Source organism: Amycolatopsis sp. NPDC051045, from assembly GCF_040682955.1.
In the GTDB taxonomy this organism is placed as follows: domain Bacteria; phylum Actinomycetota; class Actinomycetes; order Mycobacteriales; family Pseudonocardiaceae; genus Amycolatopsis.
In genome coordinates, this window is record NZ_JBFBCC010000010.1 from 14,363 (window position 1) to 38,760 (window position 24,398).

Annotated in this window: 24 protein-coding genes; 16 read left to right on the top strand and 8 right to left on the bottom strand. The window is 72.1% G+C overall.

Features of this window, described 5'->3' with window-relative positions:
- Positions 1 to 58: 58 nt before the first annotated feature.
- Both AB0M80_RS23705 and AB0M80_RS23710 read left to right on the top strand, forming a co-directional pair.
- Positions 59 to 673, top strand: a complete 615-nt coding sequence (locus AB0M80_RS23705) for a GH25 family lysozyme (protein WP_364568639.1) — start codon at positions 59 to 61, stop codon at positions 671 to 673.
- 19 nt (positions 674 to 692) lie between these two features.
- Positions 693 to 1,955 (top strand): aminodeoxychorismate synthase component I, encoded by a 1,263-nt coding sequence (locus AB0M80_RS23710; RefSeq protein WP_364568641.1) that lies wholly within the window; start codon positions 693 to 695, stop codon positions 1,953 to 1,955.
- Here AB0M80_RS23710 and AB0M80_RS23715 read toward each other — a convergent pair.
- Entirely contained in the window at positions 1,932 to 2,888 is a 957-nt protein-coding gene (locus tag AB0M80_RS23715; RefSeq protein ID WP_364568643.1) for an NADPH:quinone oxidoreductase family protein, read from the bottom strand. The genes AB0M80_RS23710 and AB0M80_RS23715 overlap by 24 nt on opposite strands.
- 49 nt (positions 2,889 to 2,937) lie before the next feature.
- On the opposite strand from AB0M80_RS23715, the gene AB0M80_RS23720 reads away from it, so the two are divergent.
- Positions 2,938 to 3,477, top strand: coding sequence for a QsdR family transcriptional regulator (locus AB0M80_RS23720; protein WP_364568645.1), 540 nt, complete (start codon positions 2,938 to 2,940; stop codon positions 3,475 to 3,477).
- Here the strand turns inward: AB0M80_RS23720 and rsmI are convergent.
- The gene (gene rsmI / locus AB0M80_RS23725; protein WP_364569409.1) at positions 3,470 to 4,306 is read right to left on the bottom strand and encodes a 16S rRNA (cytidine(1402)-2'-O)-methyltransferase; all 837 of its coding nucleotides are present in this window, start codon (positions 4,304 to 4,306) and stop codon (positions 3,470 to 3,472) included. The two genes, AB0M80_RS23720 and rsmI, sit on opposite strands and share 8 nt — an antisense overlap.
- Positions 4,307 to 4,385: 79 nt before the next feature.
- Here rsmI and AB0M80_RS23730 point away from each other — a divergent pair, with 79 nt between their 5' ends.
- Positions 4,386 to 5,954 (top strand): phospholipid carrier-dependent glycosyltransferase, encoded by a 1,569-nt coding sequence (locus AB0M80_RS23730; RefSeq protein WP_364568646.1) that lies wholly within the window; start codon positions 4,386 to 4,388, stop codon positions 5,952 to 5,954.
- A gap of 6 nt (positions 5,955 to 5,960) precedes the next feature.
- Here the strand turns inward: AB0M80_RS23730 and AB0M80_RS23735 are convergent, their stop codons facing one another.
- Positions 5,961 to 6,674: a helix-turn-helix transcriptional regulator gene (locus AB0M80_RS23735; RefSeq protein ID WP_364569411.1), complete on the bottom strand. Its 714-nt coding sequence runs from the start codon at positions 6,672 to 6,674 to the stop codon at positions 5,961 to 5,963.
- Positions 6,675 to 6,756: 82 nt separating this feature from the next.
- Between AB0M80_RS23735 and AB0M80_RS23740 the strand changes: the two genes are divergently transcribed.
- Entirely contained in the window at positions 6,757 to 7,326 is a 570-nt protein-coding gene (locus AB0M80_RS23740; protein WP_364568649.1) for a class I SAM-dependent methyltransferase, read from the top strand.
- Here the strand turns inward: AB0M80_RS23740 and AB0M80_RS23745 are convergent.
- Positions 7,323 to 9,074: a serine/threonine-protein kinase gene (locus AB0M80_RS23745; protein ID WP_364568652.1), complete on the bottom strand. Its 1,752-nt coding sequence runs from the start codon at positions 9,072 to 9,074 to the stop codon at positions 7,323 to 7,325. The two genes, AB0M80_RS23740 and AB0M80_RS23745, sit on opposite strands and share 4 nt — an antisense overlap.
- A 185-nt stretch (positions 9,075 to 9,259) precedes the next feature.
- Here AB0M80_RS23745 and AB0M80_RS23750 point away from each other — a divergent pair, with 185 nt between their 5' ends.
- Entirely contained in the window at positions 9,260 to 11,134 is a 1,875-nt protein-coding gene (locus AB0M80_RS23750) for a propionyl-CoA synthetase (RefSeq protein ID WP_364569414.1), read from the top strand.
- An 80-nt stretch (positions 11,135 to 11,214) separates the two neighbouring features.
- Positions 11,215 to 12,780: a beta-N-acetylhexosaminidase gene (locus AB0M80_RS23755; RefSeq protein ID WP_364568655.1), complete on the top strand. Its 1,566-nt coding sequence runs from the start codon at positions 11,215 to 11,217 to the stop codon at positions 12,778 to 12,780.
- 43 nt (positions 12,781 to 12,823) lie between these two features.
- Here AB0M80_RS23755 and AB0M80_RS23760 read toward each other — a convergent pair whose 3' ends face one another.
- Positions 12,824 to 13,411 (bottom strand): TetR/AcrR family transcriptional regulator, encoded by a 588-nt coding sequence (locus AB0M80_RS23760; protein ID WP_364568658.1) that lies wholly within the window; start codon positions 13,409 to 13,411, stop codon positions 12,824 to 12,826.
- 50 nt (positions 13,412 to 13,461) lie between these two features.
- Here AB0M80_RS23760 and AB0M80_RS23765 point away from each other — a divergent pair, with 50 nt between their 5' ends.
- Positions 13,462 to 14,334 (top strand): SDR family NAD(P)-dependent oxidoreductase, encoded by an 873-nt coding sequence (locus AB0M80_RS23765; protein WP_364568660.1) that lies wholly within the window; start codon positions 13,462 to 13,464, stop codon positions 14,332 to 14,334.
- Here the strand turns inward: AB0M80_RS23765 and AB0M80_RS23770 are convergent.
- Together AB0M80_RS23770 and AB0M80_RS23775 are read right to left on the bottom strand one after the other, a co-directional pair.
- Entirely contained in the window at positions 14,252 to 14,926 is a 675-nt protein-coding gene (locus AB0M80_RS23770) for a TetR/AcrR family transcriptional regulator (RefSeq protein ID WP_364568663.1), read from the bottom strand. The two genes, AB0M80_RS23765 and AB0M80_RS23770, sit on opposite strands and share 83 nt — an antisense overlap.
- Positions 14,916 to 15,599: an MOSC domain-containing protein gene (locus AB0M80_RS23775; protein WP_364568665.1), complete on the bottom strand. Its 684-nt coding sequence runs from the start codon at positions 15,597 to 15,599 to the stop codon at positions 14,916 to 14,918. The genes AB0M80_RS23770 and AB0M80_RS23775 overlap by 11 nt, the downstream gene beginning before the upstream one ends.
- Positions 15,600 to 15,653: 54 nt before the next feature.
- On the opposite strand from AB0M80_RS23775, the gene AB0M80_RS23780 reads away from it, so the two are divergent.
- Entirely contained in the window at positions 15,654 to 17,039 is a 1,386-nt protein-coding gene (locus tag AB0M80_RS23780) for a M20 family metallopeptidase (protein WP_364568668.1), read from the top strand.
- Between the two features lie 4 nt (positions 17,040 to 17,043).
- Here the strand turns inward: AB0M80_RS23780 and AB0M80_RS23785 are convergent, their stop codons facing one another.
- On the bottom strand, positions 17,044 to 18,021 hold the full coding sequence (locus AB0M80_RS23785; RefSeq protein WP_364568671.1) for an NAD(P)H-dependent oxidoreductase: 978 nt from the start codon (positions 18,019 to 18,021) through the stop codon (positions 17,044 to 17,046).
- Positions 18,022 to 18,121: 100 nt separating this feature from the next.
- Between AB0M80_RS23785 and sigJ the strand changes: the two genes are divergently transcribed.
- From sigJ to AB0M80_RS23820, 7 genes are all read left to right on the top strand, one after another.
- Positions 18,122 to 18,985, top strand: a complete 864-nt coding sequence (gene sigJ / locus AB0M80_RS23790; protein WP_364568674.1) for an RNA polymerase sigma factor SigJ — start codon at positions 18,122 to 18,124, stop codon at positions 18,983 to 18,985.
- A 75-nt stretch (positions 18,986 to 19,060) separates the two neighbouring features.
- On the top strand, positions 19,061 to 19,858 hold the full coding sequence (locus AB0M80_RS23795; protein ID WP_364568677.1) for an SGNH/GDSL hydrolase family protein: 798 nt from the start codon (positions 19,061 to 19,063) through the stop codon (positions 19,856 to 19,858).
- The gene (locus tag AB0M80_RS23800; RefSeq protein WP_364568680.1) at positions 19,837 to 20,412 is read left to right on the top strand and encodes a TetR/AcrR family transcriptional regulator; all 576 of its coding nucleotides are present in this window, start codon (positions 19,837 to 19,839) and stop codon (positions 20,410 to 20,412) included. The genes AB0M80_RS23795 and AB0M80_RS23800 overlap by 22 nt, the downstream gene beginning before the upstream one ends.
- 18 nt (positions 20,413 to 20,430) lie before the next feature.
- A complete protein-coding gene (locus AB0M80_RS23805) occupies positions 20,431 to 21,150 on the top strand; it encodes a DUF2786 domain-containing protein (protein ID WP_364568683.1) in 720 nt (239 codons plus the stop codon).
- 83 nt (positions 21,151 to 21,233) lie between these two features.
- Complete coding sequence (locus AB0M80_RS23810) at positions 21,234 to 21,584, top strand: winged helix-turn-helix domain-containing protein (protein WP_364568685.1); 351 nt, start codon at positions 21,234 to 21,236, stop codon at positions 21,582 to 21,584.
- Positions 21,585 to 21,670: 86 nt separating this feature from the next.
- Positions 21,671 to 21,931, top strand: a complete 261-nt coding sequence (locus tag AB0M80_RS23815; RefSeq protein WP_364568688.1) for a hypothetical protein — start codon at positions 21,671 to 21,673, stop codon at positions 21,929 to 21,931.
- Positions 21,932 to 22,233: 302 nt separating this feature from the next.
- Positions 22,234 to 24,372: an MMPL family transporter gene (locus AB0M80_RS23820; protein WP_364568690.1), complete on the top strand. Its 2,139-nt coding sequence runs from the start codon at positions 22,234 to 22,236 to the stop codon at positions 24,370 to 24,372.
- The last annotated feature ends 26 nt before the right edge of the window (positions 24,373 to 24,398 follow it).

The window sequence follows — 24,398 nt, forward strand, 5'->3', positions numbered from 1 at the left end:
GCGGGTCCGCTCCCGGCGACGTATGGTGTGCTCTCCACCGACGTGCCGGGGGCGGATTGTGACGGAGCCGGAGAGCGAGCTCGGCATCTCGCTGTCGCACCGCGAACGCGTGGCCGACTGGCAGGCCGTGCGCGCCGCGCAGACCCGGTTCGTGTCGGTGACGATCAGCGAGAACGTCAACTGGAGCAGTTCCGCCGCGGAGCGCAACCTGGCCGGCGCGCAGGAGGCCGGGCTGCACGCCGGTGGCCGGCACTACGCCCGGCCCGGCGCGGTGCACGACCAGGCGGACTTCTTCGTGCGGACGGCGAGCAGGCTCGGCGCGTTCGCCCCCGGGTCGCTGGCGCCGGCCCTCGAAGTGGCGGCACCGAGCGTCGACGACCGGTTCGTCAAGGCGTGGATCAAGCACGTCCGGCACGCGGCGCGCATCGAGCGGGTGCTGGTCTACGCCGACCACGACGCCTGGGCGCACCGGCTGCACCCGGACCGCTGGGCCGACAGCGAGGTCGTGCTGTGGCTGATCCGGCACAACGGCATCCCCGGGCGGCCGGGCTGGTTCCACTCGCGGCTCGGGGTGCACCAGCACGCGTGCGCCCCGGACGTCCCCGGCATCGCCGGGCCGGTGGAGCAGAACGCCGTCGTGTACCCGTTCACATTGGGCGACCTTTTGCTGTAGGACCGGCGACAATGTCGCCATGCGCGTGACGAGCAGGCCACTCCGGACGGACCTGACGCCGTCGCGCGCACTGCTGGTGCTGGCCGCGCACGCGGCTTCTCGCGGCCGGCCGCCGCCCGCCATGCTGTCGGGTGACTGGTTTTCCTCGCGAGCGGTGATCGCGCCATCGCTTCACCTGGCCCCGGCCGCGCCTTCCTTCCCGCAGCCGGTGGAGGCCGCGCCCGGGGTGATCGGCGGCGGCTGGTTCGGCTACCTGTCCTACGACTCGGCGGACCCGTCGGGCCGGACCGGCGCCCTGCCCGCGACGGCGTGGGGCTGGGCCGATCACGTGCTGCGCTGGGACGCCTCGGGCGCCTGCCACCTGGAGTCCCTCGACGGCGGCGGCCCCTCGGTGTCCACAATGGAAAGCCTGCTGGCGGCCGGGGTTCCGGACCTTTCCTGGCGGGCCGGGCCACTGCGGCGTCCGCTGCCGTCGGAACACCGGGACGCGGTGAAGGCGTGCGTGCACGCGATCGAAGCGGGCGAACTGTTCCAGGCGAACATCTGCTGCCGGTTCACCGGGTCGTTCACCGGCTCGCCCGCGGCCCTGTTCGCGGCTGGTGTGTCCCGGCTGGCGCCGCGGCGCGCGGCGTTCCTGTCCGGCCCGTGGGGTGCGGTGGTTTCGTTCTCGCCGGAGCTGTTCCTGGCGCGCCACGGACGTGCGGTGCGGTCGACGCCGATCAAGGGGACGCTCCCCCGCCGCGGGCCGGAGGACGACGGGAACGCCCGGCTGCTGCGTCAGTCCGCCAAGGACGTCGCGGAGAACGTGATGATCACCGACCTGGTGCGCAACGACCTCGGCCGGGTGTGCGAGGTGGGGTCGGTGACGGTGCCGTCGCTGCTGGAGGTCCGGCCGGCGCCGGGGGTCTGGCACCTGGATTCCACGGTGACCGGGGTGCTGCGCCCGTCGGTTTCGGACGCTTCCCTTTTGGAGGCGACGTTCCCTCCGGGGTCGGTGACCGGCGCGCCGAAGATCCGGGCGCTGGAGCTGATCGCGTCACTGGAGAACTGCGGCCGGGGGGTGTACACGGGCGCGATCGGCCTGGTGTCGCCGGTGGCGGGCCTGGAGCTGAACGTCGCGATCCGGACGTTCGAGATCGCCGCCGGCGCGATCGCGCTCGGCGTCGGCGGCGGCATCACGGCGGACTCGGACCCGGAGGCGGAGTGGCAGGAGTGCCTCCACAAGGCGGCACCCCTGGAACACCTCCTGGCGAACCCGCTACTTGGCCGGGTCGAGCAGTAGCTTGCCGACCGTCCGGCGGGAACGCAGGGCCTCGTGCGCGCCCCGCGCGTCCGACAGCGCGTACTCGCCGCCCGGGATCGCCTTGAGCTTGCCGGCCAGCACGAGGTCGAACAGCTCGTTCAGCGCCGTGCCGAAGACGTTGCCCGGCAGGCGGAAGACGTGCGGCAGCCACATGCCGCTGATCGTGGTGCTGTGACCGAGGACGTTGCGCAGCTCGACCGGCTTCGGGTTCTCACGCCCGGCCATGCCGTAGAAGGCCAGCCGTCCGAACGGGGCGAGCGCGGCGATGCTCTGGTCGGTCGTCGTCCCGCCGACCATGTCGAGCACGATGTCGACGCGGCGGCCGTTGGCGTCGAGGAGGGCCTCGGTCATGTCCTCGGCGCGGGAGTCGATGGCGACGTCGGCACCCAGCTCGAGGGCGAGCGCGCGCTTCTCGTCGCTGCTCGCGGTGGCGATGACGCGGCCGGCCCCCCAGGCCTTGGCGAGCTGCACGGCGACGGTCCCCACCCCACCGGCGGCGGCGTGCACGACGACCGACTCGCCTTCGGCCAGGTGCGCGTTGCGCCGGAGCAGCACCCAGGCGGTCGTGCCCTGGACCAGCATGGACAGCGCGGTGAGGTCGTCGATGCCGTCGGGCACGGGGAAGGTCGTGGCTTCGGGCGCGACGGCCTTCTCGGCGTACCCGCCACCGCCGTTGAGCAGGGCGACGACGCGCCGGCCTTCTTGAGTGCGCCCCACGACCTCGCCACCGGGGACGAGCGGCAGCTTCGACGGCGCGAGGTAGCTGTTCTCGGCCTGGTGGGTGTCGGCGTAGTTGACGCCGATGCGCTCGACGTCGATGAGGACCTCCCCGGGCCCGGCCACCGGGTCGGGCAGCTCGACCGGCGTGAGCACCTCGGGTCCGCCGAACTCGGTCACCTGCACTGCGCGCATGTCGTGTTCCCTCTCGCTGTCCGCTGCTCGATGTGAGACATTCTGGCATATGTCTCACTCGGATGCGTTCGCCGTCGCCCGCGACTGGTTCCTCACCGGCCGCCGGGTGGACATGGGCGAACTGGCGCAGGAGCTGTCGATCAGCCGGGCGACGCTGCACCGCCGGATCGGCAGCCGCGACCGGCTCCTGGGCGAGATCCTGTGGTCGCTCTCGGAGGTCTCGATCGCCCGGCTGTGGCCGGCGTGCGCGGGCCGGGGCGCGGCGGGGATCGCGGACTTCGTGAGCGGCTACGTCCGGTTCGCGAACGACTCACCGCCGTTCCGCGACTTCCTGCGCCGCGAGCCGGAGCGAGCGCTGCGGCTGCTGACGACTCGCGCGAGTGTCTGCCAGAAGCGGACCACGGAGAAGCTGGCGGCGCTGCTGGACGCCGAGGTCGCCGCGGGACGGCTGGTGCCGCCGCTGCCGGTACCGGACCTGGCCTACCTGCTGGTGCGGATCGGCGAGTCGTTCGTGTACACGGACGTGATCACCGGTGACGCCCCGGACGCCGCGAAGGCGCACGCCGCGGTGACCGCGCTGCTCACTTGACCCGCGCGGTCAGCACCGCGTCGTAAAGCTCCTTTTTGGACACCCCGGCCGCCTCCGCGACCTCCGCCGCCACGCTCTTCAGCCGTTCGCCGGCGGCCACCCGGGCCGAGACCTCTTCGACCAGGTCCGCCACCGACACCGCCCGCGGCGGCGCGCCGGACAGCACCACCGTGATCTCCCCGCGCACGCCCTCCGAAGCCCACGAAGCCAGCTCCGAAAGATGCCCCCGCTTCACCTCTTCGTACGTCTTCGTCAGCTCCCGGCACACCGCAGCCTGCCGCGAACCACCCAGCACGGACACCGCGTCCGCCAGCAGCGATCCCAGCCGGTGCGGGGACTCGAAGAACACCGCCGTCCGCGGCTCGTCGCGCAACGCCGCCAGCCACTTGGACCGCTCGCCCGGCTTGCGTGGCGCGAACCCCTCGAAACAGAACCGGTCGCACGGCAAACCGGACAACGCGAGCGCCGTCGTCACCGCGGACGGCCCCGGCAGGCAGGTGACCGGCACCTCCTCCGCGACGCACGCCGCGACCAGGCGGAAGCCCGGGTCGGACACGCTCGGCATGCCGGCGTCGGTCACCAGCACCACCGTCTCGCCCGCGTGCAGCGCTTCGAGCAGCTTGGGCAGGCGCGCCGACTCGACGTCTTCGTAGAAGCTCACCACCCGGCCGCGCGGGGTGACGCCCAGCGCCGTCGCCAGCGACCGGAACCGGCGCGTGTCCTCGGCGGCGACCACATCCGCGTCCGCCAGGGCCGAAGCCAGGCGCGGCGAGGCGTCGCGGACGTCGCCGAGCGGGGTAGCGGCCAGGACCAGACGGCCCGTTGTCACCGGTGAGCTCACCCGGCCAGCCTAGGCTGATCAGCGGATCCGGACGACGCATGCCCCGCCTCGCCCGTAGGATCGCCCCGTGACCGCCGTGCTGACCCGTCCCGACGACGAAAGCGTCCGGCCGGACCCGGTCGAGGCGCTCCGGCCGCCCTCCGACCGCGAGCTGACCCTGCTCGGCCGCGGCATGCCGGCCGACCGGCTGCGCGGCTGGGTCGTCACCATCGTGCTGACCGTGATCGGCGGCATCGTCCGCCTGCAGAACCTCGGCGACCCGACCGACAAGGGCAGCCCGGTCTTCGACGAGAAGCACTACGTGCCGCAGGCCTGGCAGGTGCTGCGCAACGGCGGCTACGAGGACAACTACGGCTACGAACTGGTCGTCCACCCGCCGCTGGCGAAGCAGCTGATCGCGATCGGCGAGTGGCTGTTCGGCTACAACGGCTGGGGCTGGCGCATCATGCCCGCGCTGGCCGGCACGCTGATGGTGCTGCTGACCATCCGCATCGCCCGCCGCCTGACCCGCTCGACGCTGCTCGGCGGCATCGCCGGCATCCTGGTGATCAGCGACGGTGTACTCCACCTGCAGTCGCGCATGGGCATGCTCGACATCTTCATCGCGCTGTTCGTGCTCGCCGCGTTCGCCTGCCTGCTCGCCGACCGCGACCAGGTCCGCGAACGGCTCGCGACGGCGGTCCGCGAAGGCTGGGTCAACGAGTCGGTGTGGGGCCCCAAGCTCGGGTTCCGCTGGTGGCGGTTCGCGACCGGGCTGATGATCGGGCTCACCTTCGGCGTCAAGTGGTCGGCGCTGTACTACATCGTCGCGTTCGGGCTGCTCTGCGTCGGCTTCGACGTCGCGGCGCGGCGCGCGGCCGGCGTCGAACGGCCCTGGCTGGGCACCATCCGCCGGGACGTGCTGCCGGCGCTGTGGGCGATCCTGGTCATTCCGTTCCTGATGTACTTCGCCGCGTACTGGGCCTGGTTCGCCAGCGAAACCGCCACCGACCGGCACTACACCGAGATCAAGGACATCGACCCGGGCTTCTGGTCGTGGATGCCGCCGGCGCTGCGTTCGCTCGGCGACTACATGGGCAACGTCCTGCACTTCCACGAAACGCTGGTCACGCCCAAGGACAACCCGCACCCGTGGGAGTCGAAGCCGTGGACGTGGCCGATGGGGCTGCGCCCGATGCTGTACAGCTACAACGGCGAGGTCACCGGCTGCGGCGAGGCCCGCTGCATCAGTGCGACGATGCTGGTCGGCACCCCGGCGATGTGGTGGCTGGCCATCCCGATGCTCGGCTGGGCGGCGTGGCGCTCGATCTTCCGCGCGGACTGGCGCTACGCGGCCGTGCTGGTCGGCTACCTCGGCGGGTACGTCTTCTGGTTCACCAACATCGACCGCCAGATGTACTTCTTCTACGCGACCCCGCTGGCGGCGTTCCTGGCGCTCGGGCTGACGTTGTGCCTCGGCCAGATCCTCGGCAGCGCCCGGCGCGGCTTCGAGAGACGCGGCACGGGCCTGCTCGTCGTGTCGCTGTACGTCGGGCTGGTGGTGGCGAACTTCGCCTGGCTGTGGCCGATCCTGAACGGCATCGCGATCACGAACGGCCAGTGGGAAGCCGAGCGCTGGCTGCCCTCCTGGCGGTAAGCGGAGTCAGCCCGCGAAGTACGCACCCGGCGTGACGCCGACGGCCCGCCGGAAGGCCGCGACGAACGCGCTCGCCGAGCTGTACCCGACGCGGTAGGCCACCGTCTCCAGCGGCGCGCCCTGGGCCAGCAGCGGCAGCGACGCACGCAGCCGTACCTGCGTGCGCCACGTCCCGAACGGCATCCGGCACTCGCGGACGAAGATCCGCGCCAGCGTGCGATCCGCGGCACCGACGTCACGGCCGAACTCCGCGAGGGTCCGGGGGTCCGCCGGGTTCGCGAGCACCGCCGCCGCCACGTCGTGGGCGCGCGGATCGACGGGTGAGGGCACCACGATCGGCACCACGTCCAGCGGTTCGAGCAGGTCGAAGGCCACGGCTTCGGCGCGCAGCCGGGCCGGTGGCGCGACGCTGTCACCGGTCAGGTACTCCAGCAGCTCCCGCAGCAACGGCCGGACGGCGACCATCCGCGGCCGCGGCCACGACACCGGGGACCGCGCCGGGTCGGCGTAGATGCCGCGCAGCGCCGCCCGCCCGAGCGCGCCCGTGCGGTGCCGGACGCCGGCCGGCACCCAGAGGGCGCGCGTCGGCGGCAGCACCCAGGCCGCGTCCCCCGCCTTGACCGCGACGACCCCGCGGGCCGACCAGACCAGCTGGTGCGCCGGGTGCTCGTGCCACGGGAACCACGTGCCGGCGGGCAGGTCGAACGCGCCGAGCAGCATGGCCCCGGATTGGCCGTTTGGCGACATCGGTTGACAGCGTATCGGCTACCGGTCACCGGAGCGGCTCCCTAGCGTCGAAGCCATGCCGATGAACCTGATCCACCGCAAGATCTGCAGCTCCGCCAAGTGGGCGGACACCGTCGAAGAACGCCTGAAGCCGTGGCTGGCCCGGCACGACCTCGGCGACGACGTCCTCGAGATCGGCCCCGGCTTCGGCGCCACCACGAAGGTGCTGCTCGACGTCGTGCCGAAGCTGACCGTCCTGGAGATCGATCCGGCGTCGACCGAGCTGCTGCGGGCGAAGTTCGGCGACCGCGCCGACGTCCACGAGGGCAGCGGCGCGGAAATGCCGTTCGACGCCGGGCGCTTCTCCGCCGTCGTCTGCTTCACGATGCTGCACCACGTCCCGACACCTGTGCTGCAGGACGCGATCTTCGCCGAAGCCGCCCGCGTGCTGCGTCCGGGCGGGAAGTTCTGCGGCACCGACAGCCAGCTCAGCTTCCGCTTCCGGCTGCTGCACATCGGCGACACGATGAACGTGATCGACGCCGTCAGCCTGCCCGGCCGCCTCGCCGAGGCCGGCTTCGAGCAGGTGAAGGTGAAGGCGCGGCCGAAGGAGCGGGTGGACTTCTCGGCCGTCAAGCCCGGCTAGCGGTGGTGCTGGCGGGGCACCACCCGGGTCACCGGGCCGTCCGCGGACTTGCCCGCCCGCGACAGCCAGCCCTCGACCTCGCGGCGCACCGCGGTCAGCGTCGGCCGCCGGCGCGGCTCGGGGTCCAGGGACGCCGCCAGCAGCCGGGCGTGCGCGCTGCGCTGCGGCAGCCGGGAGACCGGTTCGGCGCGGGCCGCGGCCATCAGCGCGGCCATCGGCGTCTCGCGAGTGCCGCGCGGCGGCTGGCCGGACAGCGCGTAGCTGATCGTTGCGGCCAGCTGCCAGGCGTCCGACGCCGGCGACGCCGTCGCCCCCATCGCCTGCTCCGGGGCGACGAAGTCGGGCGTGCCGATCATCATCCCGGTGGCCGTCATCTTGGAGTCGCCCTGACTGCGGGCGATGCCGAAGTCGATCAGGTGGGCCAAGCCGCTCGGGTCGAGGACGATGTTCGACGGCTTGATGTCGCGGTGCAGGACGCCCTTCTCGTGCGCCGCGGCGAGCGCGCCCGCCATCGTCGCCCACAGCCGGCCCGCGGCGACGTCGTCGAGCGGGCCCTGCCCGTCGACGAGCTCGGCCAGCGGACGGCCTTCGAGGAACTCCATCACCAGCGCCAGGCCGTCCGGCTCCTCGGCCAGGTCGTACACCTTGACGCAGTTCGGGTGGCTGACCACGGCCAGCGCGCGGGCCTCGCGCTGCATGCGCTCGGCCGTGTCGCGGTCCGGCGCGTGCGCGATCTTCAGCGCGACCGTGCGGTTCAGCTGGGTGTCGACGGCCTGCCAGACCGTGCCGAACCCGCCCGCGCCGAGCTGCTTGACCCGGCGGTAGCGGCTGCCGCCGGCGTTGCGGGAGCCGGGCGGCGGCGGGATCGGGCCCGGCGCCGCGGCCAGCGCGCCCATCGGCGGGGACGGCGGCTCGGGCGCGGAGGCCAGCGCGGTCTTCGGGTACGGCCGGTTGATCGGCGGCGGCGGCGGAGGCGGCGGGGTGGGGCGCGGCTGGACCTGCGACGGCGGCGGCCCCTGCGGCTCCTGGCGGCGTGGCGGCTCGTCCGACCGGTCCGACCGGTTGATCACCGACCACGGCGGCGGCCCGACCATCGCCACCGGGATCAGGCCCAGCACGCTGAACGGCAGGAAGCCGAGGAAGAAGTGCAGCGCGGTGTTCGCCTCCATGCCGACGCTGAACACCAGCATCGCGGCGAACGGAATCCAGAAGAACCGCGACGGCCACTTCGGGCCGCGGCGGAAGGCCGTGCGGCCCTGCAGCATGACGAAGAACAGCGAGCCGGCGCCCAGCACGACGAAGGCCAGCAGGTACACGAAGTACGGGAGGTCACTGCCGTTCTTGGCGAACAGCACGTCGTAGACCGTCTGGCCGCCGCCCAGGTACTTCCTCTGGCTGCCCACCCAGCAGCCGCCGTCACTGCCGAGCGAGTCCAGTTCCGTCCGGCTCAGGCCGGTCTCGTCGCCGCGAAACGCCGCCCGGTAGACCCCCGACACGCCGTTCGACAGCAGCCACGGCAGCACCAGCGCGCTGAACAGGCCGATCGCGCCGAAGACACCCAGCGTCGTCGCGTCGTAGCGGTTGCCGGTGCCCTTCCGGATGATCGACACGGCGACCGCGCCGATCGGCGGAAGCAGCGCGACGAGCGCGCCGGCCGCACTCGTGGCCCAGACCCATTCGCCGGGGCAGAAACCCGGGCCGAACAAGGAATGGGCTAGCGAGAGCAACGCGCTCGCGAGTCCGTTCACCGCCGGGCTCCCCTCACTGTCCGTGTTCACTTCGTACCGTCACGCGGCATTTCCCCGCGGTCCAGCTTAGGACGCTCCCGGGGCCGCCGAGGTTGCCGGGTCTCCCCGGCCGGGTATCCGGCACGGCCGCGGTCACCGGGCCATGATGGGGATCAGGCGGGATGTTCGACGTGAAGGAGCGGGGCATGGGCGCGTACTCCGAAGCCTACCGGCGCAGCCTGGCCGAACCGGACGCGTTCTGGCTGGCCGCGGCCGAGTCGATCAGCTGGACGAAGGCCCCGCGGCGGGCCTTGGACGACTCGAACGCGCCCTTCTACCGCTGGTTCCCGGACGCCGAGCTGAACACCTCCTACAACGCACTGGACCGCCACGTCGAGGCCGGACGCGGCGGCCAGGCCGCGCTGATCTGGGACTCTCCCGTGACCGGACGGCAACGCACCTACACCTACGAGGAGCTGCGGGACACGGTTGCGCGCTTCGCCGGAGCGCTGAGCTCGCTGGGGGTCACGAAGGGCGACCGGGTGATCGTCTACCTGCCGATGGTGCCGGAGGCCGCGATCGCGATGCTGGCCTGCGCGCGGATCGGCGCCGTGCACTCGGTGGTCTTCGGCGGTTTCGCGCCGAAGGAACTGGCCGCGCGGATCGAGGACGCGAAGCCGAAGGTGATCCTCGCGGCCTCCTGCGGCATCGAGCCGACGCGGGTGGTCGAGTACCAGCCGATTATCGAAGCCGCGCTCGCGCTGACCGAGCACCAGCCGGACCACGTCGTCGTGCTGCAGCGCGAGCAGGCGCCGGCCGTGCTGAGCGGGCGCGACCTCGACTGGCGGGAGCTCGCGGTGGGCGCGGACCCCGCCGACCCGGTGCCGGTCGCGGCCACCGATCCGCTGTACATCCTCTACACGTCCGGGACGACCGGGAAGCCGAAGGGCGTTGTCCGCGACACCGGCGGCCACGCCGTCGCGCTCGCCTATTCGATGGAGGCGGTCTACGACGTCCACGCCGGCGACGTCTGGTGGACCGCGTCCGACGTCGGCTGGGTCGTCGGGCACTCCTACATCGTGTACGCGCCGCTGCTGGTCGGCGCGACGACGGTCATGTACGAGGGCAAGCCCGTCGGCACGCCTGACGCGGGCGCGTTCTGGCGCGTCATCGCCGAGCACGGCGTCCGAGCGCTGTTCACCGCGCCGACCGCGCTGCGGGCCGTCAAGAAGGTCGACCCGGACGCCCGTGAGCTGGAGAAGTACGAGCTCAAACAGTTCCGGACGCTGTTCATGGCCGGCGAGCGGCTCGACCCGGAGACCTACCACTGGGCGCACGAGAAGCTCGGCGTGCCGGTGGTCGACCACTGGTGGCAGACCGAGACCGGCTGGCCGATCGCGGCCAACCCGCGCGGCCTGGAGCCGATGGACGTCAAGGCCGGGTCGGCGACCAAGCCGGTCCCCGGCTGGGACGTCCGGATCCTCGGCCAGGAGGGCGAGGATCTGCCGGCCGGGCGCGAAGGCGCCATCACGGTGAAGCTGCCGCTGCCGCCGGGATCGCTGCCGACGCTCTGGGGCGACGACGAGCGGTACCGCGAGGCCTACCTCTCCCGCTACGAGGGCCACTACCTGACCGGCGACTCCGGCTACTTCGACGAAGACGGCTACCTGTTCGTCATGGGCCGGACCGACGACGTCATCAACGTCGCCGGGCACCGGCTGTCCACCGGGTCGATGGAGGCCGTGCTCGCCGCGCACCCGGCGGTCGCCGAGTGCGCCGTGATCGGCGTGGCCGACCAGCTCAAGGGCCAGCTGCCACGCGGGTTCGTGGTGCTGAAGGCGGGCGCGGACGTCGCCGCGGAGGAGCTGCGCGACGAGCTCGTGGCCATGGTCCGCCGGGACATCGGCCCGGTCGCCGCGTTCCGCGACGTGTCCATTGTGGACGCACTGCCGAAGACGCGGTCGGGCAAGATCCTCCGCAAGACGATGCGCGCGATCGCGGACGGCCGCGACGAGGCGGTGCCCTCCACGATCGAGGACCCGAGCGTGCTGGACGCCATCCGCTCCGCCCTGCGCAACTGAAGGCGAGCCTTCGTTAAGTATTGTGCCGAATGCTCGGGCTGGTCTATACCTTTGAGGAAGTCCCCGACCGGAGGTGCCCGATGCGCTTGTCCAGAGCCGTCCTGACCGCGGCTGTCGTGAGTCTCACGGCGGTCGGCCTGCCCGCCTCCGCGGCCGCCGCGACGGCCACTCCCGAACGGAGCGTGACCGACGTCGTCCCGGCGCCCGTCTCGGCGAAGGCCGATCCTCGCGGCGACTTCAAGCTGACGCCGTTCACCGTGATCAGCGCCGACCGCGGCGCGGGCCAGGTGGCGGACTACCTGCGCGGCCTGCTCCGCCCGGCCACCGGCTACCCGCTGCCGGTCGTGCCGCACGCTCATGTCCTGCCCGCGATCTCGCTGAAGCTGGGCCACGATCCCCGCCTCGGCACCGAGGGTTACGAGCTGAAGGTCGCACGCGACGGCGTCACCCTGCGCGCCAACACCGCCGACGGGCTCTTCGAAGGCGTGCAGTCGCTGCGGCAGCTGCTGCCGTCGGCGATCGAGGCGAAGCGCGTGCAGCACCGGACGTGGACCGTCGCCGGCGGCACCATCCTCGACTACCCGCGGTTCGCCGAGCGCGGCGCGATGCTCGACGTCGCCCGGCACTTCTTCCGGCCGGACCAGGTCAAGCTGTACATCGACCAGATCGCCCAGTACAAGGTCAACACGCTGCACCTGCACCTGGCCGACGACCAGGGCTGGCGCATCGAAATCAAGAGCTGGCCGAAGCTGGCGACGGTCGGCGGCAAGACCGCGGTCGATGGCGATCCGGGCGGCTACTACACGCAGAAGCAGTACAAGGACATCGTCGCGTACGCGGCTTCGCGGCACATCACGGTGATCCCGGAGATCGACATGCCGGGCCACACGAACGCGGCGCAGTCGACGTACGCGGAACTGAACTGCGACGGGAAGGCCGTCCCGGTGCGTACGGACACCGAGGTCGGCTACAGCTCGCTGTGCATCTCCTCGCCGATCACGTACAAGTTCGTCGAGGACGTCGTCCGCGAGCTGGCGGCGATCACGCCCGGCCCGTACCTGCACATCGGGGGCGACGAAGCGCACTCGACGCCGCCCGCGGACTACCTGACCTTCGAGCGGAAGGTGCAGCCGATCGTCGCCGAGTACGGCAAAAAGGTCACCGGCTGGCACGAGATCGCCAAGTCGAACCCGCCGGTGTCGGCGGTCCCGCAGTACTGGGACTTCGGTGGTGCCGCACCGGACGTCGCGGCCGCGGCGGCGCGCGGCAACAAGATCCTCATGTCGCCGGCGAACTACGCGTACCTGGACATGAAGTACAACGAGTCGACGCCGCTGGGCCAGGACTGGGCGGCGCTGGTCGAGGTGCGCGACGCGTACGACTGGGACCCGGCGACGCTCGTCGAGGGCGTCGGCGAGAACCAGGTGGCAGGCGTCGAGGCTCCGCTGTGGACCGAGACGATCCGGACCTCCGACGACATCGAATACATGGCGTTCCCCCGGCTGCTGGGGATCGCGGAGATCGGCTGGTCACCCAGGGCGTCGCACAACTGGGACGCCTACCGGGCGCGGCTGGCGAAGCAGGCCCCGCGCTGGACCGCGCAGGACATCGACTTCTACCGCTCCCCGCAGGTCGACTGGAAGTAGTCCTGATCCGTGCAGGCCGCCTGGCGGTTCCGCCAGGCGGCCTTCACGGCTTTTCGGCGGCGCCGGCGCGGATCGCGTCGACCAGCATGCGGACGAGCTGCTCGCCGCCGACCTCCCACTTCTCCTTCGCCAGGTGACCGCTGAGCTCCAGGCCGGCGATCCCGTGCGCGCTCGACATCAGCAGGGCGCCGTAGCGCCGGGCGTCGGCTTCGCCGACCAGGTCGGCGACCAGGGCGAGGTACTGGTTCTCCAAGCGGCTCGCGGCCGCGGCGGCCTCCGGGTCGCCGGCGACCGGGGTGCTGAACATCAGCGCGTACCGGTGCGGTTGCCGCCGGCCGAGCTCGATGAGCGCCAACAGGCCGCACTCGAGCCGTCCGCCCGCGGTGGCCTCCGGGTCGGCCCGCACCCGCTCCACTTCGTCCGCCACCGAGTTCCAGGCGTTCACGGCGAGCTCGGTCAGCAGGTGCGCCTTGTCCTCGAAGTGCCCGTAGGGCGCGCCCCGCGAGACTCCCGCACGGGCGCCCACCGCGCGGAGCGTCACCGCGTCCGGCCCTCCTTCGTCGAGCAGCTCGGACGCGGCCCGCACCAGGGCGCTCCGGGTCGCTGCTGCCGCTTCGGCTCGCGTCACCATGCCGCCGATCGTAGTTGACAGTGTCACATGAGCTCGCCACACTGGTTGATATGACACTGTCACATGAACTCGGGCTCGTGGTCGTCACCGGTGCCTCGACGGGTCTGGGCGCCGCAACAGCCCGTCAGCTCGCCTCGCGCGGCCACCACGTCCTCGCCGGCGTCCGCCGGGAAAGCGACGGAGACGCGATCCGGGCCGGCGGCATCGAGCCGGTGATCCTCGACATCACGCGCCCCGAGCACGTCCAGGCCCTCGCCGACCGCATCGCCGGCGACCCGGGCCGCCGCCCGCTGCGCGTCCTCGTCAACAACGCGGGCATCTCGGTCAACGCGCCGGTCGAAACCCTCCCGCTGGCCGAGTGGCGGCGGCTGTTCGACGTCAACCTGTTCGGGCAGGTCGCCGTCACCCAGGCACTGCTGCCGTTCCTCCACCGGAGCCGGGGCCGGATCGTGAACATCAGCTCGGTCGGCGGGAAGATCGCCATGGCGACGTACGGTCCTTACGCCGGAACGAAATTCGCCCTCGAAGCGGTCAGCGACGCGCTCCGCCGTGAACTCGCCCCGCACGGGGTGCAGGTCGTCGTGGTCGAGCCCGGTGCCGTGAAAACCGAGATGGGCCGACGAGGCGCCGCCACCGCCCACGACCTCGCCGGGAAGATGAACGCCGGCCACCGGGAGCGGTACGGCGACCTGGTCGACGCCGTCGTCACCCATTCGTTGAAGTTCACCGGACGCGGCATGCCGGCGGACGAAGCCGGCGCCATCGTCGCCGAGGCGGCCACCGCACGCCGGCCCCGCACGCGCTACACCGTCGGGCGCGACGCGGCCTTCCTGACCCGCCTCACGCGGATCCTTCCCGATCGCCTGCTCGACCGGATCGCCGCGGCGACGCTGCGGCCGTACCGGACCCCGGCGCACCGCTGACGGAAGCCAGGCGCGCCCGGATCGCCCGCCTGGCCAGCGCGTACGCCCGGGTCCCCCCGTTGAGGACGGCGTCCGCGTTGGCCGCGCGGCCCAGGGCGTGCAGCTCGAACGCCAGCAGCTCGGCGTCCGCGTCGACGTGGCCGAGCGTGACCGCTTCCTCCGCCGTCTCGCGGATGAAGGCGGCGAACGAGCCGCTCGCCGCCGCCACCGCGTCGTGCACCCGGCCCGGGCGCGCGTCGAACTCCGCGCCGACGTTGAAGAAGAAGCACCCGCCGGGGAAAACACGCTTTTCCGAGTAGGCCAGCCAGTTCTCGCAGACCGCCCGCAGCCGCGGCAGCCCCGGTGCCGCCTCCCGCGACGGGGTCACGACGTGCGAACGGAAGATCTCCAGAGCGGCGTCGATCGTCGCGAGCTGCAGCTCCTCCTTGGAGCCGAACAGCGCGAACACCCCGCTCTTGCTCAGCTCCAGCTCGGTGGCCAGCCTGCCGAGGGACAGCCCCGCCAGGCCGTCGACCGACGCGACGTCCACCGCCCGGCGCAGCACCAGGCGCCGGCTCGCGTCGCCGCGGGCGATCCGGCCGTCAACCGGCACGCCGCGCCCGCCATCGGTCCACAGTGGACTGGGCACCGTCCCGGTAGGACGCCGAAAGCGCGGGCGTGGCCAGCAAACGGTCGGCGAGGTCCAAAGCCGCTTCGACCCGGTCCGGCGGCAGCTGCCCGTAGTTGGCGAACGAGATCAGGTTCACCTCGGTGATCGTCGGTCCGTCCGCGCGCTCGGCCGCCTCGATCGGGCCGGCCGTCGGCACCGTGCCGGGCCGCAGCACACGCAGGTACCAGCCGCTGCGCCCCGAGTCGATCATCGCCGGCACGACGTCCTTGCGGCCGGTCTTCATGGCCAGCTTGAAGCACGGCTGCCGCGGCTGCGAGACCTGCACCAGCGCGTCACCCCAGGCCCAGACGTCCCCGATCCGGACGTCGTCCTCGGTGATCCCGGTCAGCGAGACGTTTTCGCCGAAGCCGCCGGGCTCGGCCTCGAGGCCGTCGGCCGCCCAGGCCGGGTAGTGCTCGGCCGGGTAGACGTAAACCGCTTTGTCGACCCCGCCGTGCACGGTGAGGTCGGCCTGCCGGTCACCGGCGAGATTCAGCTCGGTCAGGGTCAGCTCCGGCGCCGTGACCAGCGCTTTCGTGATCCCGCTCAGCACCGGCCGCTCGCGGCGGTAGCCCAGCACGCTCGGTTCTCCCACGTAGACGCCCTCGACGTTCATGGGCCGAACGTAGCACGATCGTTCGTATAGTTCAGCGCCTTTAGGCTGGCGGTCATGGAACTGCTCGGCAAGGCCCGCGCCCACGTCGACTCCGGCGCCCTCTTCGCCGAACTGGCCGGGCTGGTCGCCTACCGCACGGTCAGCGACACCCCCGAAGGCCGCGGCGCGATCCAGGCCTACCTCGACGAGGTCCTGACGCCCGCGTTGACCGCCCTCGGCTGCGAAGTCACCCAGCACGCCAATCCCGATCCGGCGGGCGGCCCGTTCCTCGTCGGCGTCCGCGTCGAATCGGCCGAGCTGCCGACGCTGCTCTGCTACGGCCACGCCGACGTCGTCGGGGAAGCCGGGCCGTGGGGCGAAGGCCGGGATCCGTGGACGCTGACCGCGGACGGCGACCGCTGGTACGGCCGCGGCACCGCCGACAACAAGGGCCAGCACCTCGTCAACCTCACGGCGTTGCGGCTCGTGCTGGCCGAACGCGGATCGCTCGGCTTCAACCTGAAGTTCCTGTTCGAGACCGGCGAGGAGATCGGCTCACCGGGGCTGACCGAGTTCGCCGCCCGGGAACCGGAGCTGCTGCGTGCCGACGTCCTGATCGCGTCCGACGGACCGCGCCTCGACGCCGCGACACCGACGCTGTTCCTCGGCGCGCGCGGCGGCGTCCGGATCGACCTGGACGTCGACCTGCGCCCGGGCTCGCACCACTCCGGCAACTGGGGCGGCATCCTGCGCAACCCGGCCACGACGCTGGCCGGCGCGATCGCGAGCCTGGTCGACGGCCACGGCCGCATCCGGGTGCCGGAGCTGCTCCCGCCCGAGCTGCCGGAGTCCGTGCGCGCGGCGCTGGCCGGCGTCGTCGTCGGGAACACCCCCGGCGACCCGGTGCTCGACGAGACCTGGGGCGACCGGCGGCTGACTCCGGCCGAACGGCTCTACGGCTGGAACACCCTCGAAGTACTGGCGCTCGACGCGGGCGACACCGACCGCCCGGTCAACGCGATCCCCGGCCGGGCCCGCGCGGTGCTGCAGCTGCGGTACGTCGCGGGCACCGACGTCGGCGGGATCGCCGACGTCATCGGGAAACACCTTGCCGCCCAAGGGTTTCCGATGGTCCGCGTGACCACGGAAGCCGGCTTCCCGGCCAGCCGCACGCCGGTCGGCAACCCCTGGGTGAGCTGGGCTTTGGCCGCGTTGAACGACGTCGCGGACCGGCCGGTCGCGCTGCTGCCCAACTTCGGCGGCGGCCTGCCGAACCACGTGTTCACCGACGTCCTCGGGCTGGCGACGTTGTGGCTGCCGCACTCCTATCCGGGCTGCCGGCAGCACGCACCGGACGAGCACCTGCTTGCCCCGGTCGCCCGGGAAGGGCTGGTGCTCGCCACGGCGCTGTTCGACGCGCTCGGTTCCGCGCTCCCGGCGGACCTGCCCGGTGGCGCCTGAGCGCTCAGGGCTCGAGGTCGGCCACCCCCCGGCCGGTCGCGATGTCGAACGGCACGGACGCCTGGTCGTGGACGATCACCCAGCCGTCGCCGGCGTTCCGGAAGACGAACGTGGCCCGGACCCACATGCCGTCCGCCACCACCCCGTTCTTCAAGGTGCCGCTGACCCGGCCGAAGCCGTGCCCGACGGCGAGGTCACCGCTCACGGCGATGGTCAGGTCGCGCAGCTCGTAATCCACCTTCTCGAAGAACGTGAACACCTTCGCCCAGTTCGTCAGCTTCGCTTCGACCCCGACGTGCTGCAGCGGCGGTTCGACGTCGAAGGACACGACGTCCGGCGCGTACACCCGCCGCAGCGCCTCGAGGTCCTTGGCCCGGAGCGCTTCGATGACGTCGTCGAGCCGGCTCCTGATCGCCGCTTCCGCGTCCCCGCGCCGGAGCGGGGCGAGCGCGGTGCTCCAGGCGACGACGTGGTCGAGGAGCGTGTCCAGGGCGGCGAGCTGGTAGTCCCCCGGCCGGAAGACCGTGTGGTTCTCGAACTCGGTCGCCAGGGGCAGCGTGACCTGCGGGGCCACGTCGGCCACCTGCAGTGCTCCGCAGACCAGCCGCAGCTGCTCGACCGAGCGGGCGCCGCCCACCCCGCCGTAGGAGACGAACCCCGCCGCCTTGGTGTTCCACTCCACGTGGACGTGGTCCATGGCGTTCTTGAGCACGCCGGGAACGGAGTGGTTGTACTCCGGCGTCACCAGCACGAACCCGTCGCACGACGCGACGACCGCGGCCCAGGCCCGGGTGCGTTCGTCGGCGTACCGGCCCGAAAAGCCCGGTGGCTCCTCGAGGTGGGGCAGCGGGTGGTCGCGCAGGTCGACCAGCTCGAACGCGGCGTCGGCGCGCCGGCCCGCACGCTCGTGGACCCACCGGGCCACCTGGTCTCCCACCCGGCCGGGACGGGTGCTGCCGAGCACGATGCCGATCTTGGTCATGGTTCTCCCCTGTTCGGTCGGTTGCTCCGGCCAGTACGACGAAGTGGTCCGCCGGAATGTCAGGCCTGACCATCGGGGACGCTGTGTCGTCGGAGGAGTCATGACAACGCCATCGGAACCGGTCGTCGCCGAACGACGTCACCTGGTCAACCTCGCCTACCGGCTGCTCGGCTCGCTGTCCGAGGCCGAGGACGCCGTCCAGGAGACCTACGCCCGCTGGTACGCCCTGACCCCGGCGCAGCAGGACGCGATCTCTTCGCCCGGCGCCTGGCTGACGACGGTGGCCGGCCGCATCTGCCTGGACGTGCTCGGCTCGGCGCGGGTGCGGCGCGAGCGGTACGTGGGTGAATGGCTGCCCGAGCCGCTGCCCGACCAGACCGACCCGGCCGACCGGATCACCCTGGACGAGTCGGTCAGCATGGCCTTCCTCGTCGCGCTCGAAGCGATGACCCCGGCGCAGCGGGTCGCGCTCGTGCTGCACGACGTCTTCGGTTACGCGTTCGCCGAAGTCGCCGGGATCACCGGCCGGACGCCGGCGGCGTGCCGAGAACTGGCCTCCGCGGCCCGCCGCCGGATCCGCGCCGCCCGGCCCGCGGCCCCGCCCGCCCGGCAGGCCGCACTGGTGCGGGACTTCAAGCAGGCCTGGGCGGCCGGGGACATCGACGCACTGATCGGGCTCCTCGACCCCGGCGCCACCTTGACCGCCGACGGCGGTGGCCGGGTCCGCGCCGCTTTGGCGCCGATCGAAGGCGGCGAAGTCGTCGCGCGGTACGTGGCCGACCTCGCCGGCCGGTCCCACGGCGAGCTGACGATCGAGGAGCGCGCGGTCAACGGCCGGCCCGGCCTGGTGCTCCGCCGCGGAGACGAGCTCGCCGCCGTGTACGCGTTCGCCGTCGCGGACGACCGGATCACGCACATCTGGGCCGTCCGGAACCCCGACAAGCTCCGTCCCTGGCTCGGGTGAGCCCGAAGTAGACACCGTCTACATCAGTTTGATAGACAGTGTCCACCAGGTGAACCACGGGTTACGGAGATCGGGATGAGCCACCACCGTTTCGTCGTCCTCGGCGACAGCTGCGCCGAAGGCCTCGACGACCCGTACCCGGATCAGCGCCACTACCGCGGCTGGGCCGACTTCGTCGCCGCGCGGCTGGCGGAGGACGAACCGGGCTTCCGCTACGCCAACCTCGCCGTCCGCGGACGGCGGCTCGACCAGATCGTGCCCGAGCAGGTGCCGGCCGCCGGCCGCTTGGACCCCGACCTGCTGGCCCTCTTCGGCGGCGGCAACGACGTCATGAGCCGCGGCTGGGACGCACGCACCGTCGCCCGCCGGGTCGACGCCGCCATCCGCGCCTGCACCGACATCTCGCCCGTGGTCGTCACTTTCACGCTCAGCGACGTCTCCCGCCGCATGCCCCTCGGCAGCCGGATGCGGCCGCGGATCGTCGCCCTCAACGAGGCCATCCGCGAAGCGGCCGTCAGCTACGGCGCGCTGCTCATCGACCTGTGGCCGGACCAGGCCGTCACCGATGCGCGCTACTTCGGCCCCGACCGGCTCCACCTGTCCGCCCACGGCCACCGCAGGCTCGCCGCCCACGTCCTCGCCCGGCTCGGCCTCGGCCACGATCCCGCCTGGCTCGCACCGCTGCCCGGCACCGCGGCTCCCGGCAGCCGGCGCGCCGACCTGCACTGGCTGCTCCGGGAGGTCCTGCCGGTCGCGGTGACGCGCACGCGCAACCGGCTGATCGGCCGCCAGCCCGGCGACGGCTTCTCCCCGAAGCGCCCGGACCTGCTCCCGATGACCCTGGACGCGGCGTGGGCACCCGGCAACGCCTGATCACGACGGCGTCGGAGCTGCTCGCCGAGGAAGGCGTCGGCGCGGTCACCCTGCGCGGCATCGCCAAGGCCGCCGGCGTTTCGCACGGTGCGCCGCTGCGGCACTTCACCGGCCGGGCCGAGCTCCTCTCCGCAGTGGCCACGCAGGGGTTCACGGAGCTGCTGGAACGCCGCACGCGCCTGCCGGAAGCGGGTCCACGAGAGCGGCTCACGGCGGCCTGCCACAGCTACGTCGACTTCGCGCTGCAGAACCCGGCGATGTTCGAGCTGATGTTCCGCCGCGACCTGATCGACCCGGACGAGCCGGCGCTCGCCGCCGTCAGCAGCGCGGTGTTCGACGAGTTCGCCGCGCTGGTCGCGGCGACCGGTGGCCACCGCGCGGACCCGCGGCTGGTCGCCGCGTCGCTGTGGGCGGCGCTGCACGGCCTGGCCCAGCTGTGGCTGTGGGGCGGCCTGGCCGGGGCGAGCTTCGCGCCGTCCCCCGAAGCGGCGCTGGCCGTCACCCTCGACGCCTACCTCGACACGCCGACCCGCTCCACGCGCCCGAACACCTGATCGAATACCCTCTCGGGCATGACCGAGTCAGACCCGCAGCTCGAGCGCATCCGCAAGCTGCTGGCCAAGGCCGAAGACCCGGCGGTCACCGAGGCGGAAGCCGAGGCGTACAACCAGAAGGCCGCCGAACTCGTCGCGCGGTACGGCATCGACCAGGCGATGCTCGCCGAGTCCGGTGCGAGTGCCGACGAGATCGGCACGCTGAAGATCCCGATGAACGACCCGTACAGCCGCGAGAAGGCGAGCCTGCTGACCTCGGTCGCATACCCACTGCGCTGCCGCACCCTGTTGCACCGCCTCGGCCAGAAGGTCGAAAGCGTCACGGTGTTCGGTTTCCAGTCCGACCTCGGCCGGGTGGAACTGCTGTTCACCAGCCTGCTGCTGCAGGCGAGCACGCAGCTGACCCGCGTCCGGCCGGGTGGTTTCTTCCCCGGCGAGTCACTGGCCGCGTACCGGCGCACGTGGTTGCACGGCTTCGCCCGCGCGGTGCACGAACGGCTTTCCCAGGCCGAACGGGACGCGGTCCGCACGGCGGCGCCCGGCGCGCGGTCGGCGGAGCTGGTGGTCCGCGACCGCGCGCAGCTGGTGCAGCACGCGTTCGACTCCGAATACGGCGACCTGCGCGCCGCCTCGCCCCGGCGGCTGTCCGGCAGCGGCTACCTCGACGGCCACGACGCCGGCACCAGGGCGAACCTCGACCCGTCCGCGCTGACCCGCCGCACGAAAGCCCTGCGCTGACCGCCCCGAGGTGATCTCAGGGATCACCCTGATGGCTCCGCGGCCCACCACCTGCTAACTTTCCTTTGCATGTGGACGACGCCGTGACCGAGCCGACCGGGGACCAGCTCCTGCGGCAGCTGGGCGCCCTCGGCAACCCGCACCGGCTGCGGATCGTCGCGGCCCTGCTCGCCGAGCGCACCTACGTCAGCAAGCTGGCCCGCGAGCTGCGGATCAGCCGCGCGCTGCTGCAGGTCCACCTGCGCAAGCTGGAAGCCGCGGGCCTGGTCACCGCCAGCTTCGAGATCGGCGAGGACGGCAAGACGCTGCGGTTCTACGAGCTCACCCCGTTCTCCGTCGTGCTGACGCCGCAAGCCATCGCGGCCGCCGTGCCGACGCTGACCACACCGGATTCCGTCCAAGGGAACGCGGACGGCAAGGAGGGACGCCCATGACTGTGCCGATCGTTGCCAATCCGACTACAGCCACGGCCGAATGGCTTCGTAGCCACGGTTACGTGCCGCGCGCGGGTCGGCCTACTTTGAGCCAGCTTGGCAACTGGCACCAGTGGCAGGAGATCATCGGCGTGACCGGGGTCTTCGTCCTGATCACCGTCGTGCTGTCGATCGCGATCGTGCAGCTGGCCTCGACCTGGCGCGCCAAGGCGAAACTGGCGCGGGAGCACGAATACCGCTCACTGGCCGAGCAAGCCGTCCGGACGCAGGAAGAAACCGAACGGCAGCTGCGGGACGTCCAGGACCGCCTGCGGTCCATCGAACGAGTGCTCAAGGAGGTCGACTGAGCTGTAACGACCGGGGCTCCGCCCCGAGCCGGGGGCTCCGCCACCCGGAACCCCCGAAACACAGCTGTAACAACCGGGGCTCCGCCCCGAGCCGGGGGCTCCGCCACCCGGAACCCCCGAAACGCAGCTGTAACAACCGGGGCTCCGCCCCGAGCCGGGGGCTCCGCCACCCGGAACCCCCGAAACGCAGCTGAGGCCCTGGGCCGCCGAGCGGCAACTCGGCGCCCCAGGAGGAAGAAGCAACCACCTCGCCCGAAGGCGAGTTCTCATCGGATCACTCCTTCACGGAAGGACTTTAGTTCATGCTGCCTGCAGGCACCCCGGCTCATCGGCGGGGGCCGGTGGTCGAACGCGTCACGAACTGGTCGCTGCGGCACCGCGCCGCCGCGATCCTCGGCTGGCTGGCGCTCGTCGCGCTGGCCTGGGCCGTCGACACGTTCGCCCCCGGCACCGACGCGCGGTCGAGCCCCGCCGGCGACGCCGGGACCGGCCAAGCCGTCCTCGACCGCCAGGCCACCCGCGAGCCCTTCTGGGAGAACGTCCTCGTCCAGCCCCTGTCCCGAGCGGCCACAACCGACCTCGTGACCACCTTGACGACGTCGGGCGCGGCGGCGGACATCCGTTCCCCGCTCGAGGATCCGGCCCAGGTGTCCGCCGATGGCCGGTCGGGGCTGGTCACCTTCCGCATCACCGGCACCGGCGCCGAAATCCGGTCGCGTCTGGCGACGGCGACCGCGGCGGTCGAGGCAGTCGCCGCCCGGCACGCGGACGTCCGGCTGGCCCAGGCAGGCGACCTCAGCGTGTCCGGCGCGGTCGACAAGAGCATCAAGGAGGACATCGGGCGCTCGGAAGCCCGCTCGCTCCCGATCACCGTGCTGATCCTGCTGGTCGTGTTCGGCTCGCTGGTCGCGGCCGCGGTCCCGGTCCTGCTGGCGGGCACCGCGGTGTTCGCCACGTTCGGCTTCCTGTCCGTTGTGGACAACTGGATCCCGGTCAACAGCGCGACTTCCGCGATCACGCTCCTGATCGGGATGGCGGTCGGCGTCGACTACTCGCTGTTCTTCCTGCGCCGGGTCCGGGAGGAACGCGCCCACGGCGTCGACGAGTCGATCCGGATCGCCGCGCGGACGTCGGGGCACGTGATCGTCGTGTCGGGGCTGACCGTCGTGCTGTGCGTGACCGGCCTGCTGTTCACCGGCCTCGACAACCTGCGCGGCTTGACCGTGGGCACGATCCTGGTCGTCGGCCTGGCCGTCCTGGCCGCGGTGACGGTGCTGCCCGCGACGCTTTCGGTGCTCGGCCACCGCGTCGACCGCGGCCGGATCCCGTGGCTGGGCCGGCGCCGGACGCGGTCGGCGTTCTGGGCGGCCGTGGCGAACACCGTCACCCGGCGGCCCGCGCTCTGGAGCGGGCTCGCCACCGCGCTGCTGGTGCTGCTCGCCCTGCCCGCGCTGGGAATGCGGCTGCAGGACCCGGCGCCGACCGAAAGCCTGCCGCGCAGCATCCCGGTGATCGACGCGGCCGTGCGCGTCCAGGAAGCGTTTCCCGGCGTCACGATGCCCGCGCACGTCGTGCTGTGGAACACCCGCGGCGGCCCGGTCGACACCCCGGCGCTGCGGCGGGCGATCGGCGAACTCACCGCGGAAGTACCGCAACCGGCCGTCGTCGTCCCGGTGGACCAGGCGCTCGTCGTCCGGATCCCGCTCGGCGGCACCGGCAACGACGAAGCGGCGAGCCGCACGCTCACGACGTTGCGCGAAAGCCTGCTGCCGCGAACAGCCGGGCGGATCGACGGAGTCGGGTACGCGGTGGCGGGCCGGACCGCCGAAGCCCACGACTTCACCACGCAGGTGCTCGCCCGCGCGCCGTACACCTTCGGGTTCATCCTGCTGCTCGCGTTCGTGCTGCTGCTCGTGGTGTTCCGGTCGGTCGCGGTACCGGTGGTGTCGATCCTGCTCAACCTGCTCTCGGCCGGCGCGGCCTACGGCGTGCTCACCCTCGTGTTCCAGGACGGCTTTCTGGCGCCGCTGCTGGGTTTCACGCCCTACGGCGGGGTGCTCGGCTGGCTGCCGGTGTTCCTGTTCGTGCTGTTGTTCGGGCTGAGCACCGACTACCACGTGTTCATCCTCAGCCGGATCCGCGAACGGCGGCGGCCGGGGGTGCCGGCCCGGCAGGCGATCGTCGAAGGCACCGCGAGCAGTTCCGGTGTGGTGACGAGCGCCGCGCTGATCATGACCGGGGTGTTCAGCGTCTTCCACAGCCTCGCCGCGATCGAGTACAAAATGCTCGGCCTCGGCATGGCGTTCGCGATCCTGCTCGACGCGACGATCGTCCGGGGCGTGCTGCTGCCCGCCGCACTGGCGCTGTTCGGTGATCGTCTTTGGCCGGCGCAAGCGGTAGCAACGCTTAAAGGTCCGTCCAGTACTTTTCACTTGTCCTGACGGATCTTCTCCAGCACTGTTGATCT